Genomic DNA, 13,403 nt, shown 5'->3' with positions numbered 1-13,403 from the left:
GCGCGCTCAGGGTCGCTTCCTTCCTTTCGCGCAAATGCGGCGAAGCTGCGGTGATGCTGGCATTTTTTTGCGGCAGCCGATAAGGATGTGACAACAAGACCATAGAGGATTTCATCCATGGCATTGCTCATTCTCGGCATTGTTCTTTTTCTCGGACTCCATCTGATCCGCGTCGTGACACCCGGCCTGCGGACCTCATTGATCGCCAGCCTTGGCGAAGGCGGCTGGAAGGGCGCCTATTCGATTGCGAGCATCGTGGCGCTGATCATTCTGATCTACGGCTTCGGTCAGGCGCGCGACATGACGCCGGTCTGGTCGCCGCCGTTCTGGATGAGCCACATCACCATCCTGCTGATGCTGTTCGCTCTCATCTGTCTTGTCGCCTCGCTGCTGCCGGCGGGGCATATCGCGGCCAGGACCAAGCATCCGATGGTGCTTTCGGTGAAGATCTGGGCGCTGGCGCATCTTCTCTCCAATGGCGACGGCGCTGCCATATTGCTCTTTGCTGCCTTCCTCGCCTGGGGTGTGATCCTGCGCATTTCGTTCAAACGGCGCGAGCGGGCCGGCGAAATCACCGTGCGTCCCTTCGTCTCGGCGAAATACGATCTCTATGCGATCGTCATCGGTGTGGTCGCCTGGGCCTTGATCATTTGGAAGCTTCATGCGTGGATTATCGGGGTTTCGCCGCTTGTTATGTGACGATTTCTGCCATTCCCCCTTACATCAGCCGCAAAATGGAGTAGAAGGCCCCACTAAACCTAAGCTTTGAACTATTTGGCCTGGGCCGGAGACAAGAATGGCATTCAATGACGATAGCTTCATCCGCGAGGTGAACGAGGAACTGCGCTCGGACCAGTTGCGGTTCATATGGCGCCGTTTCGGTAAGCTCATCATCGGTGCTGCGGTGCTCGTCGTTCTCGGTACCGCAGCCTACAGCGCCTATCGCTATTGGGCCGGCAACCAGGCTGGCAGCGGCGGTGATCAGTTCATTGCCGCGCTGACGCTGGCCGATCAGAACAAGACGGATGAGGCGCTCGCCGCATTCGCCGCCATCGAAAAGAACGGCCCTGGTTCCTATCCGGTGCTGGCGCGCCTGCGCGCCGCGACGCTGCAAGTGCAGAAAGGTGACAAGGCCGCGGCCATCGCCACCTTCTCGGCGATCGGCAAGCAAACGGATCTTCCCGTCGTTATCCGCGATGCGGCGCGCCTGCGGGCTGCCTATCTGCTCGTCGATACCGGCACCTACGATCAGGTTGCCGCCGAGGCGCAGGAGCTTGCCGTGCCGGCTGATGCCTTCCGCCATTCGGCGCGCGACGTTCTTGGCCTCGCCGCCTATAAGGCCGGCGATTTCGCCAAGGCGCGGCAATGGTTCCAGGCGATTGTCGACGATCCGCAGAGCCCGCGCAACGTTGCCAACCGTGCTCAGATGCTGCTCGATCTCATCACTGCATCCGGCAAGGCTCCGGTCGCAAAAGGCTAAGGATCGCCCAATGAGTTTTACGGTCGCGATCGTCGGTCGCCCGAATGTCGGCAAGTCCACGCTGTTCAACCGTCTGGTTGGCAAGAAACTGGCGCTCGTCGACGATACGCCGGGTGTGACGCGTGACCGCCGCCCGGGTGAAGCCAAGCTGATCGATCTCCGCTTTCGCATTGTCGATACCGCCGGCCTCGAAGAAGCTGGCGAAGAGACGCTGGAGGGCCGCATGCGCGCCCAGACGGAAGCGGCGATCGATGAAGCCGATCTGACGCTCTTCGTCGTCGATGCCAAGATGGGCCTGACGCATGTCGACAAGACCTTGGCCGAAATGCTGCGTAAGCGCGGCCGGCCTGTCGTGCTCGTCGCCAATAAATCCGAAGCGCGCGGCTCCGACAGCGGCTTCTACGATGCCTATACGCTAGGCCTCGGCGAACCTTGCCCGATCTCGGCCGAACATGGCCAGGGCATGATGGATCTGCGCGACGCTATCGTCGAGGCCATCGGGCCCGAACGCGCCTTCCCGGAGGACGAAGACGAGGCTGAGACGAATGTCAGTATTCCGCGCTCAGAAGTCGGCGAAGATGGCGAGGAGATCGACGAAGAACCGGCCTATGACGACACGCGCCCGCTGCGTGTTGCGATCGTCGGCCGCCCGAATGCCGGCAAGTCGACGCTCATCAACCGCTTTCTTGGCGAAGACAGGCTACTGACCGGGCCGGAAGCCGGGATTACCCGCGATTCCATCTCCGTCGACTGGAGTTGGCGCGGTCGTACCGTCAAGATGTTCGATACCGCCGGCATGCGCCGCAAGGCGAAGGTCATCGAGAAGCTGGAGAAGCTTTCCGTCGCCGACACGCTGCGCGCGATCCGCTTCGCCGAAACCGTCGTCATCGTCTTCGACGCGACCATTCCCTTCGAGAAGCAGGATTTGCAGATCGTCGATCTCGTGATCCGCGAAGGACGTGCCGCCGTGCTCGCCTTTAACAAATGGGACATGATCGAGGATCGCCAGGCCGTGCTTGCCGATCTGCGCGAAAAGACCGACCGGCTGTTGCCGCAGGCACGCGGCATTCGCGCCATTCCGATTGCCGGTCAGACGGGCGAGGGGCTTGACCGCCTCATGCAGGCAATCGTCGATACCGACAAGGTCTGGAACAAGCGTGTTTCGACCGCTCGGCTCAACCGTTGGCTCGAGACGCAGCAGGTTCAGCATCCGCCACCGGCCGTTTCCGGTCGCCGCATCAAGCTGAAATATATGACGCAGGTGAAGGCGCGGCCTCCGGCCTTCATGATCTCGTGCACTCGCTCGGATGCTCTGCCGGAGTCATATGTGCGTTATCTGATCAACGGTCTGCGCGCAGATTTCGCAATGCCCGGCGTACCGATCCGCATCCATTTCCGCACGTCGGAAAATCCTTACGAAAACAAGAAGAAGCGAACCTGAAGCACCTTGCCCGACCGGATGGTCGGGGAGGGCGCATCCGGTCAGGCTGCGTTCCTGCTGAGCGCCTGGCGCAAAGTGATGATTTCACTCTTCAAGCGTGTCAGTTCGTCGGGTGTTTGCTCGGTGGCTTCGAGAATGCATGGGGGAACTGTGGCCGCCTTCTTCTTCAGCGCCTTGCCTTCGCTGGTCAGCTGGATCATTACTTGGCGCTCATCTTCCTTGCTGCGGATGCGCTTGATGAAGCCGGCTGCCTCCAGACGCTTCAACAGCGGCGTCAGCGTGCTTGATTCCAGGAATAGCTTTTCACCGATACCGCCGACGGTCTGTCCGTCTTCTTCCCATAGCGTCACCATGACGAGATACTGCGGATAGGTGAGATTGAGCGCGTCCAGCATGGGTTTATAGAGCCGGTTCATCGCATGGTTCGCCGAATACAGCGCGAAGCAGATGAAGTTATCCAGCTTTAACAGGTCGTCAGTCATCTCAAGAACTCCCGGAGAGGTCTTATGTAGGTCGTGCGATAAATAATTGTACACCCAAATTTATGCCTGGGCTACGGGTTTGTTCCTTTTCTGAGGATACTAGTCACCGGCAGATATTTTCCGGCACTCGCATCTCGGCCAGGAGCTTTGACGCGGGGTGCTATGGCGGGATCTCAGGTGCTGACCTTGAAACCAAGGACGAAATGCCATTGGTTTCTGGCGCGTCAGGTCAACAAGTATTCAATGATGAAAGAAGTGGACTCTGAGTTCAGCGGGGATGAGCTCTGCCCCGATGATTGGCGATGCGGACATTGCCGATAAATTGCGTTGTTGCCGCTTCCCAGGAGTAATTGAGTGCCAAGGAGCGCGCTGCCTCGCGTGAGCATGAGAGCGCGGCGAGGCAGGCGGTGGCCAGGTCCGCATCCACGACGCCGGCCGCCCTGTTTCCTCCAAGAATGTCCGCAGGGCCGGTAACCGGGTAGGCGGCGACCGGAACGCCGCTCGCCAATGCTTCCAGAATGGCGTTGCCGAAAGTGTCGGTCTTGGACGGGAAGACGAACACGTCCGCCTGCGAATAGGCATGCGCCAGTTCCTCGCCGAATTTCGCTCCCAGAAAATGGACGTCCGGATAGAGTGTCTGCAATTCCGCCCGCGCGGGGCCATCGCCGACCACAACTTTCGATCCCGGCAGGTCGAGGTCGAGGAAAGCGGGCAAGTTCTTTTCCAGCGCCACGCGACCTACAGTCATGAAAATCGGACGAGGCAGGTCGAAGGGCGCGTCGTCCTGGGGCTGCGGTCGAAATAGTGAGGAGTCGATGCCACGGCTCCAGGGCAGCAGGTTGCGGATGCCACGCTGCCTGAGTTCGTTTGCCAGACTTGGCGTCGCCACCATGCAGCCATGGCCCGCATTGTGAAACCATTTGACGAAGGCGTAGAGCCAGCTTTCCGGTATCGGCAGGCGAGCAGCGACATATTCGGGAAAGCGGGTATGATAGCTCGTGGAAAACGGCATACCGTTTCTCAGAGACCAGCGCCTTGCCGTGAGTCCCAGAGGCCCCTCGGTAGCAATGTGGATATAAGTCGGCCGGAGCGCTTCTATTTTGGCGGCAATCTTGCGATAGCTAGCGATCGAGAGCCGGATTTCCGGATAGGTCGGGCAGGGGATGTTGCGAAAGCCGTCCGGCGTGATCATCGACACCTCGACGCCCATGCGTGTCAGTTCCCGATTGGTGTTCTCGATGGAGCGAACCACACCGTTAACCTGCGGATGCCAGGCATCGCTGACGATGAGCAGCCGCTCGGGTATTGCGACAGGTGTCGCCGCCTGCGCCCAGGTGGTTTGATCGATGTCTGACAAGCGTTGCAACATGCCCAAAACAGTCCATCCGCACCACATCCTCATGATGACGGTGCCAGCGATTGCGGTGTTTCAAACATGATTCCCGCGCCCACTCTATTGTGGGGGGTGTCCATGATGGAAATATTACAGCTTACCTGACGGTTTTGAGCTTCTCGTGCGGGACGAGCGCGCCGTATTCCTGAATGACCTTTGCCGCGACCTTGGCCGCGAAGCCGGCGGCGGTAACCGCATCTCTGTGCTGCAGATAATGTGCCAGAAATGCGCCATTAAAACTGTCGCCGGCGCTGGTGGTGTCGATAACCTTGACGACCTTGACCGCCGGGACGAGCGTCTCCTGAACGCCGTCGCCAATGGTCGCGCCATCAGGGCCATTCTTGACGATGACCATCGCTGCTCCGTACTGCCGATAGCGGCGGATCGTGGCGGCAATCGAATCGTCACTGAAATGCGCGGCTTCATCATCGAAGCTCGGCATGACGAGCGTCGCTGCACGCGCTCCCTCGGCGATCATCGTATGCATCGCGTCCAGGCTGGACCAGAGGCGAGGGCGCAGATTGGGATCGAAGGCGACCAGCTTGCCGGCGGCTTTGGCACGGCGCAGCTCTGCGAGCAAGGTGAAGGCATCTTCGCGCGACAGGATCGCGAGTGTAATGCCCGAAAAATAAAGGACGTCGGAGGCCTCGATTGCGGCACGTAACGCATCGCCGTCGGTCGCAAGCTGGCGGGCGGCAGAGCTGTCTCGCCAATAGCTGAAGGAGCGTTCGCCGTCCTTCAGATTGATCATGTAGAGGCCGGGCGTCTTGCCGCGAAGGCGGCGGATGCTCTGCGTGCCGATGCCGGCCCTGCCCATGAAGGCGATCATCTCGTCGGACATGGCATCGTCGCCGAGCGCGGTGAAATAATCAATCGCCCAGTCCTCAGGCAGGCAGGCTCGGGCATACCAGGCGGTGTTGAAGGTGTCGCCGGCAAAGCCTTTGCGCAGGTGTCCGTCATCGGCCTGCGACAGTTCCACCATGCATTCGCCGATCGATAGAAAACGCCCGCCCAAGACTGCCTCCTGCATTTGCCTTGTTGCTGCATACGCGCAAGCAGCGGCCGGGGCAAGGTGGACGGCGGCAGCCGCCGTCCACTTTTGCTGGAGCTGATTTACGGCCGATCCATGTGATAGCAGGCAGCCGTCTGGCCTGGGCGCACCTGTTCCGTCGGCGGCATCTTCGTGCGGCAGCCGCCGTCCACTTTTGCTGGAGCTGATTTACGGCCGATCCATGTGATAGCAGGCAGCCGTCTGGCCTGGGCGCACCTGTTCCGTCGGCGGCATCTTCGTGCGGCAGACATCGGTCGCCTTCCAGCAGCGGGGCGAAAAGACGCAGCCCGGTGGCGGATTGAGCGGCGAGGGCGGATCGCCCTGCAGGCGGATGCGCTCGCGGCCACGCGCCAGTTTCGGGTCGGGGATCGGCGCGGCGGAGAACAGCGCCTGCGTATAGGGATGCGCCGGATGGTCGAAGACCGTCGCAGCCTCGCCCGCTTCGACCACCTTGCCGAGATAGAGCACCAGCACGTCGTCCGAGATCAGGCGCACGACCGAGAGATCGTGGCTGATGAAGATCAGGGTGAGGCCGAACTCCTTGCGCAGGCGGCGCAGAAGCGTGATGACCTGTCCCTGGATCGAGACGTCAAGAGCCGAGACCGGCTCGTCGCAGATGATAAGCTTCGGCCGGGTGATGACGGCGCGGGCAATGCCGATACGCTGCGCCTGTCCGCCCGAGAATTCGTGCGGGTAGCGGTTGATCATCTCCGGAACGAGGCCGACAGCCGCCATGATCTCTCGAACGCGATCCTGCCGCTGCGCGCGGCTCAGCTTCGGTTCGAAGACGGTCAGCGGCTCGGCGATGATGTCGCCGACGGTCATGCGCGGATCGAGCGAGGCGATCGGATCCTGGAAGATGATCTGCATATCGCGGCGGGCAGCGCGCATTTCCTCTTCGGTGAGATCGAGCAGGTTGCCGCCTTGCCAGAGGATGCGGCCCTTCTGCGCCTTGATCAGCCGCAGGATGGAGCGGCCGAGCGTGGACTTGCCGCAACCGGATTCGCCGACGATGCCAAGCGTGCGGCCGGTCTTCAGCTCGAAGCTGACATCGTTGACCGCAGTCAGGATCATCGGCGGCTTGAAGAGGGATTTCGACGGTAGTTCGAATTCGGTCGTCAGATGCTCGACCTTCAGAAGCGTTTGCTCAGCCATGGACGAGGCTCCGTTCCTGATCAACCGAAAGGGGGTGGAAGCAGGCCGCGCAACGGCGTGCCGCCAACGGATCGAGCGGTGGGGCCGCGTCCAGACAGTCGTCCTGCACATGGGCGCAGCGCGGCGAGAAGGAGCAGCCGCGCGGCAGATGCATCAGGTTCGGCGGCCGTCCGGGGATGACCGTGAGATCGTCGACATCCTGATCCGGCCGCGGGATCGCGGAGTGAAGCGCCGCCGTATAGGGATGAGCCGGATTTTCGAACAGCTCCTCCACCGGCGCTTCCTCGACGATGCGGCCGGCATACATGACGGCCACGCGGTCGGCGAGGCCGGCGACGACACCGAGGTCATGGGTGATCATGATGAGCGCCGTATGCATTTCCGCCGTCAGCTCATTGAAGAGATCGAGGATCTGCGCCTGGATCGTCACGTCGAGTGCGGTCGTCGGCTCATCGGCGATGAGGAGCTTCGGCTTGGTCAGCAGCGCCATGGCGATGACGATGCGCTGGCGCATGCCGCCCGAAAGTTCGTGCGGATAGAGGTTGAAGCGGCGTGTCGGATCAGGGATGCCGACCCGTTTCAGCATGTCGAGCGCTGCTGCCGAGGCGGCACGCGCCGAAAGCCCGCCATGGACTTCCAGCTGCTCCGTCAGCTGCCGCGAGATGCGCAGCGACGGGTTAAGCGCGGTCATCGGGTCCTGGAAGACCATGGCCATATCCTTGCCGCGCACATGGTCGAGCTCGCGAGGCTTCAAGGTCAGCAGATCCTTGCCGTCGAGCAGTGCCTGGCCGCTGGTGCGGCCGTTTTTGGCGAGCAAGCCCATCAGGCCGAGGAAGGTCTGGCTCTTGCCGGAGCCAGACTCGCCGACGACGGCGATACGTTCGCCGCGGCCGATCTTGAGGTTCATCTTCGAGACCGCGGCCACTTCGCCTTCAGGCGTGCGGAAGGTGATCGAATAGTCTTTGAGTTCGAGAAGTGTTTCTGTCATGTCAGCGATCCTTCGGATCGAATGCGTCGCGCAGACCGTCGCCGATGAAGAGCAGGCTCATCAGCAGCGCGACCAGGAAACCGGCCGGGAAGAACAGCAGCCAGGGCGTCGTCTCCATACCGGCGGAACCTTCGGCAATTAGGGTGCCGAGCGAAGTCAGCGGCTCCTGAACGCCGAAGCCGAGATAGGAGAGGAAGCTCTCCGTCGCGATGATTTCCGGGATGGTGAGCGTGGCGTAGATGACGACCGGGCCGACGAGGTTCGGCACGATGTGTTTCAGGATGATCTTGAACGATCGCTGCCCCGACGCGCGGGCGGCCTCGATGAATTCGCGCTGCTTGATCGACAGGGTCTGGCCGCGCACGATACGGGCCATGGTGAGCCATTCGAGTGCGCCGATCGCCGCAAACAGCAGATAGACGTTGCGGCCGAAGATCACCATCAGCAGAATGACGAAGAGGACGTAAGGCAGGGCGTACATGATATCGACGAAGCGCATCATGATCGCATCGACGCGACCACCGAAATAACCGGCAACGGCGCCGTAGAGCACGCCGATGATGACCGAGACGAGGGTGGCGACAAGGGCGACCGTCAGTGAGACGCGAGTGCCGTAGAGCGTGCGCGCTAGCAGATCGCGGCCGTTGCCGTCGGTGCCGAAATAGTGGCCGGCGGCGAAGTCCGGAGCGCCGCGGAACGACGTCCAGTCCGGATCCTCATAGTTGAAGGGCAGGAAATACGGGCCGAATATGGCGACCAGAACCAGCGCGGCCAGTATGACCAGCGAAAGTGCCGCCGCCTTGTTGCGCAGGAGACGACGCATCGCGTCGCCGGTGAGGGAACGCCCCTTGGGTGCGAGCCCCTCTGCCGAAAGCAATTCCGCTTCCAGCAATTCTCTCTTGGCGGAATTGAGGATCATCGCATTCTCACTTTCGGGTCGAGCCAGGCATAGGCGATGTCGACCAGCAGGTTGAGGACCACGATCAGGACCATGTAGAAAACGACCGTGCCGAGAACCATGCCATAATCGCGGTTGAGCGCTGCGCCGACGAAATAGCGGCCGACGCCGGGGAGCCCGAAGATGCTTTCCACCACCAGCGAGCCGGTGAGGAGGTAACTTGCCGCGGGTCCGAGATAGGAGACGACGGGCATCATGGCCGGCTTCAGCGCGTGGCGCATGATCGTCAGCCGCGGGCCGATACCCTTGGCCTTGGCGGTGCGAATGAAGTTCTGGCTCATCACTTCGATCATCGAGCCTCGCATCAGGCGAGAGATGCGAGCCGCGTGCGGCAGGGTCAGGACGATGATGGGCAGGATCAGGAACTTGATCGAGCCGTCGCCCCAGCCGCCGACCGGCAGCCAGCCGAGCGTATTGCCGAAGATGAGCTGAAGGATGGGGGCGATGAGGAAGCTTGGCATGACCAGGCCGATGAGGAGGCCGCCGCCCAGCCAGTAATCGGCTGCGCGGTTCTGATAGAGCGCCCCGAGACAGCCTATGAAGACGCCGACGACAGTCGCGAGCACGAAGGCGGAGCCGCCGATGGTCAACGTATAGGGGAAGCCGGACATGATCTGCTGGGTGACGGTGAAGTCCTGATTGGCGAAGGAGGGGCCAAGGTCGCCCTTCATGACATCGCCGACATAGATCAGGTATTGCTCAACCAGGGGCTTGTCGAGGTTGTAGTGAGCCGCGAGGTTGGCTTTGACTTCCGGCGGCAATGGCCTTTCGCCATCGAAGGGGCCGCCGGGAGCGAGGCGCAGAATGAAAAAACACACTGTCACGGCAATCCACAGAACGGGGATTGTCGACAGCAAACGACGGAGAGCGTAGCCAAACATGATCTTAGACGGCTCCCTCCCGGTTGTGTCCGGGAGGGAGCCTGTTCCCAATTATTCTTTAACCGACAGCCAGCGCGTACGGTGGATGTCCTGGATGTTGTCGACGAAGCCCTGGACCTTCGGGGCGACGATGTTCTGGGAAACGTAGTAGTAGATCGGGATTGCGGCGCTGTCGTCGAGGGCCAGCTGCTCGGCCTTCTTGTAGATCTCGGCGCGCTTCTTCAGATCGATCTCTTCATTGCCCTGCTTGATCAGAGCATCGTAGTCCTTGTTGCTCCAGCGGCCGTAGTTCATTTCGACGCCGGTGGACAGCAGGTTCAGGAAGTTGATCGGATCGTTGTAGTCGGCGAGCCAGCCGGCACGGCCAATCTGCACCTCGCCGCGCTGCATTTCATCGTAATGCACCTTGGTTTCGGTGTTGTAGAGCTCGATATCGACGCCGAGCGGCTTCCACATGGCGGCGATCGCAACGGCGATGCGCTTGTGGTTGTCGTTGGTGTTGTAGCGCAGCTGAGCCTTCAGCGGATGATCGGGACCGAAGCCGGCTTCCTTCAGGAGCTTCTTGGCTTCTTCGACCTTTTGCTTGTAGGGCTCGTCCTTCCAGCTGACATAGGCCGGCTCACCGTAATTGGCGGTACCCGGCGGTACCCAGGAATAGGATGGCAGTTCGCCGGTGCCGAGAATCTTCGGGCCGATGACCTCGCGGTTGACGGCCATGGAGAGAGCCTGGCGCACGCGCTTGTCGTTGAAGGGCGGCTTGGTAGAGTTCAGGACGTAGTAGTAGGTGCCAAGGAAGGGCACCACATGCGCCTGGCCGGGCAGGTTCTTCTGGATCCAGTCGAACTGGTCGGCCGGGAAGGAGGTCAGGATATCGAATTCGCCGGCGCGATAGCGCTTCAAGGCAGCGGCCTGATCTTCCAACGTGTAATAGTTGACGTTGTCGATCTTGATGTCCTTGGCGTCGTAATACTGGTCACTCTTGACCATGCTGACGTGCGAACCGGGCACCCATTCGGTGGGCTTGTACGGGCCGTTGGTGACGATGTTGCCGATCTTGACCCACTGGTCGCCCTTGGCTTCCACGACATGCTTCGGCAGCGGATAGGCCGTGTAGTGCATCAGGGCGTTGAGGAAGTAGGGTGTCGGGTTTTCAAGCGTGATTTCGAGCGTCTTGTCGTCGATCGCCTTGACGCCGAGCTGGGTCAGATCCTTGATCTCGCCCTTGTTGATCTTTTCCGCGTTCAGGATCGTGTACTGCAGATAGGCGTATTGCGCGGCGGTCTTCGGATCCATCAGGCGCTGGAAGGCAAAGACGAAGTCCTGAGCCGTCACCGGTTGGCCATCCGACCACTTAATGCCGTCGCGAAGCTTGAAGGTATAGACCTTCTGGTCGGGCGAAATGGTCCAGCTTGCAGCCTGGCCGGGAATTGGGTTGTCCTTGGGATCTTCGGTCACCAGCCCTTCGAAGATATCGCCGTCGATACGGTTTTCCCAATCGCCGGAAATTTTTTGCGGATCGAGCGAAGTCGGGTCGCCGCCGTTGTGGATATTGAGGGTCGCGGCATGCGCGGAAACGCTCAATATCGTGCTGACGAAAGCCGCAGCGATAAATTTTCTGGTGATATGCGCCATATGTTTTCCCACCTTTCTGGAGTTCTTGTCCTTGTTTTACAAGGGTGTTTTTGATCCGCAGGTGACCTGTACGTGCAGGTCAATGCGCGAAGTTATCGAAAGCGACGTCGCTTTCAAGTTAAAAAAAGTCGGGCATGCTTAGCGTGTGAACTTTCATATTCACAAAACTCTAAAATTGATACTGCGAATTTATCGCCCAGAGGTTGGGTTTGACAGCGTGGCCGATTGCGACTTGCCGCCTGCGCCCGAGTGTGCAAACTGGCAGGCCTTGTGCGATATCGAGGCGGTTTGATGAAATCGACGAATAAAGCGGCGGGAGCCGACTGGTGGCGCGGGGCCGTGATCTATCAAGTCTATCCGCGGTCGTTTCAGGACACGGATGCCAACGGGCTCGGCGATATCAAGGGGATAACCCGGCGCCTGCCTCATATTGCCACACTGGGAGTGGATGCGATCTGGCTGGCGCCGTTCTTCACCTCACCGATGGCCGATATGGGCTATGACGTCGCCGATTATTGTGATGTCGATCCGATTTTCGGCACGCTTGCCGATTTCGACGAGATGATGACGGCAGCACACGACCTCGGGCTGAAGGTCATTATCGACCAGGTTATCTCGCACACGTCGGACCGGCATCCCTGGTTCGTCGAAAGCCGCGCAAGCCACGACAATCCCAAGGCGGACTGGTATGTCTGGGCCGATCCGAAGCCGGATGGCACTGCGCCGAACAACTGGCTGTCGATTTTCGGCGGGCCGGGTTGGGAGTGGGACGGCGTGCGCCGGCAATATTACCAGCACAATTTTCTCACCTCGCAGCCGGACCTGAACTTCCACAATCTTGAGGTCCAGGATGCTGTGCTCTCGGCCGTCAAATTCTGGCTTGATCGCGGCGTGGACGGTTTTCGTCTGGATACGGTCAACTACTATTTCTGCGACAAGAAGCTTCGCGACAATCCGCCGGCGCTCGTCGCAACCGGCGGGCTCGATGCCCCTGAGAGCAACCCTTACGGGATGCAGAACCATCTCTACGACAAGACGCAACCGGAGAATATCAGCTTCCTGCGGCGGTTCCGGGCATTGCTCGACCAATATGAGGATCGCGCGACCGTCGGCGAAGTGGGGGATGGTGCGCGCTCGCTGCAGACCGTGGCCGCCTATACCAGCGGCGGCGACAAGCTGCATATGTGCTACACATTCGACCTTTTGGGGCCTGATTTCACGCCGGCGCATTTCCGCCGTTGCGTCAGCGATTTTCAGGACAATGTCGTTGATGGCTGGGTCTGCTGGGCCTTTTCCAACCACGATGTCCAGCGGCATGTCAGCCGCTTTGCCAAAACGGAGGAGGAGCAGCCGCGCGTTGCAAAGCTCGCGATTTCGCTGCTTTCCACATTGCGCGGTTCGATCTGCCTCTATCAGGGCGAAGAACTCGGTCTGCCTGAGGCGGAGTTAGCCTTCGAGGATCTGCGCGATCCCTACGGAATTCGCTTCTGGCCGGCCTTCAAGGGGCGTGACGGATGCCGCACGCCGATGCCCTGGGAAGCGGGCCGTGCTCATGCCGGCTTTACGACGGCCGACAAGTCATGGCTGCCGGTTCCCTACCAGCATGCGTCCCTTGCGGTGGACAAGCAGGAAGCGGATGCGGATTCCGTCCTGCATCACTATCGGCAGACGCTTGCCTTCCGTGCCGAGCATGCGGTCCTGCGCGATGGCGACATGACCTTCCTTGACACGGAGGAAGGCGTTCTCGCCTTCACGCGCTCCAAGGGCGATGAGACGCTGCTGTTCGTCTTCAATCTCTCCCGCAAGCCGGTGAAGGTCGCAGTTCCCAAGGATATCAAGCTCGGCAAGACGATCGCCATGCCGGGGTTTGGCACAGCGGATGCCGGAGCGACGGTGGCGCTTGCCGCACTGGACGTCTATTGCGGTCGGGTCGAATAATCGA

The 13,403-nt window shown here is 60.6% G+C and carries 12 protein-coding genes; 4 read left to right on the top strand and 8 right to left on the bottom strand.

Annotated features, from left to right (window positions below; all coding sequences use genetic code 11):
* Window positions 1-117 precede the first annotated feature (117 nt).
* The 3 genes from AC13QE_RS28315 (at window position 118) to der (ending at window position 2,921) form a co-directional block, all read left to right on the top strand.
* Entirely contained in the window at window positions 118-699 is a 582-nt protein-coding gene (locus AC13QE_RS28315) for an NnrU family protein (protein ID WP_488486211.1), read from the top strand.
* A gap of 97 nt (window positions 700-796) precedes the next feature.
* Complete coding sequence (locus AC13QE_RS28310; protein WP_488486210.1) at window positions 797-1,480, top strand: tetratricopeptide repeat protein; 684 nt, start codon at window positions 797-799, stop codon at window positions 1,478-1,480.
* 10 nt (window positions 1,481-1,490) lie between these two features.
* Window positions 1,491-2,921, top strand: coding sequence for a ribosome biogenesis GTPase Der (der, locus tag AC13QE_RS28305; protein ID WP_015340696.1), 1,431 nt, complete (start codon window positions 1,491-1,493; stop codon window positions 2,919-2,921).
* Between the two features lie 41 nt (window positions 2,922-2,962).
* Here der and AC13QE_RS28300 read toward each other — a convergent pair whose 3' ends face one another.
* From AC13QE_RS28300 to AC13QE_RS28265, 8 genes are all read right to left on the bottom strand, one after another.
* Window positions 2,963-3,403, bottom strand: a complete 441-nt coding sequence (locus AC13QE_RS28300; protein ID WP_488486209.1) for a MarR family winged helix-turn-helix transcriptional regulator — start codon at window positions 3,401-3,403, stop codon at window positions 2,963-2,965.
* A 268-nt stretch (window positions 3,404-3,671) separates the two neighbouring features.
* Window positions 3,672-4,772, bottom strand: a complete 1,101-nt coding sequence (locus AC13QE_RS28295) for a glycosyltransferase family 4 protein (RefSeq protein ID WP_488486208.1) — start codon at window positions 4,770-4,772, stop codon at window positions 3,672-3,674.
* A gap of 121 nt (window positions 4,773-4,893) precedes the next feature.
* On the bottom strand, window positions 4,894-5,811 hold the full coding sequence (locus AC13QE_RS28290) for a sugar kinase (RefSeq protein WP_488486207.1): 918 nt from the start codon (window positions 5,809-5,811) through the stop codon (window positions 4,894-4,896).
* Between the two features lie 204 nt (window positions 5,812-6,015).
* On the bottom strand, window positions 6,016-7,002 hold the full coding sequence (locus AC13QE_RS28285) for an oligopeptide/dipeptide ABC transporter ATP-binding protein (RefSeq protein ID WP_132717201.1): 987 nt from the start codon (window positions 7,000-7,002) through the stop codon (window positions 6,016-6,018).
* Entirely contained in the window at window positions 6,995-7,990 is a 996-nt protein-coding gene (locus AC13QE_RS28280) for an ABC transporter ATP-binding protein (RefSeq protein WP_488486206.1), read from the bottom strand. Before AC13QE_RS28280 ends, AC13QE_RS28285 begins: the two co-directional genes overlap by 8 nt.
* A gap of 1 nt (window position 7,991) precedes the next feature.
* Entirely contained in the window at window positions 7,992-8,909 is a 918-nt protein-coding gene (locus AC13QE_RS28275) for an ABC transporter permease subunit (RefSeq protein ID WP_132717200.1), read from the bottom strand.
* Window positions 8,906-9,829, bottom strand: a complete 924-nt coding sequence (locus AC13QE_RS28270) for an ABC transporter permease subunit (RefSeq protein ID WP_132717199.1) — start codon at window positions 9,827-9,829, stop codon at window positions 8,906-8,908. The genes AC13QE_RS28275 and AC13QE_RS28270 overlap by 4 nt, the downstream gene beginning before the upstream one ends.
* Window positions 9,830-9,880: 51 nt before the next feature.
* Window positions 9,881-11,461, bottom strand: a complete 1,581-nt coding sequence (locus AC13QE_RS28265; RefSeq protein ID WP_112399129.1) for a peptide ABC transporter substrate-binding protein — start codon at window positions 11,459-11,461, stop codon at window positions 9,881-9,883.
* A gap of 291 nt (window positions 11,462-11,752) precedes the next feature.
* On the opposite strand from AC13QE_RS28265, the gene bglA reads away from it, so the two are divergent.
* Window positions 11,753-13,399, top strand: a complete 1,647-nt coding sequence (bglA, locus tag AC13QE_RS28260) for a beta-galactosidase BglA (RefSeq protein ID WP_488486205.1) — start codon at window positions 11,753-11,755, stop codon at window positions 13,397-13,399.
* Window positions 13,400-13,403: the final 4 nt, after the last annotated feature.

It is taken from the genome of Martinezella sp. CNPSo 3957 (assembly GCF_057784395.1).
Note: the sequence above shows the minus strand (reverse complement) of the source record. Positions and strands in the feature narration are given on the sequence as shown.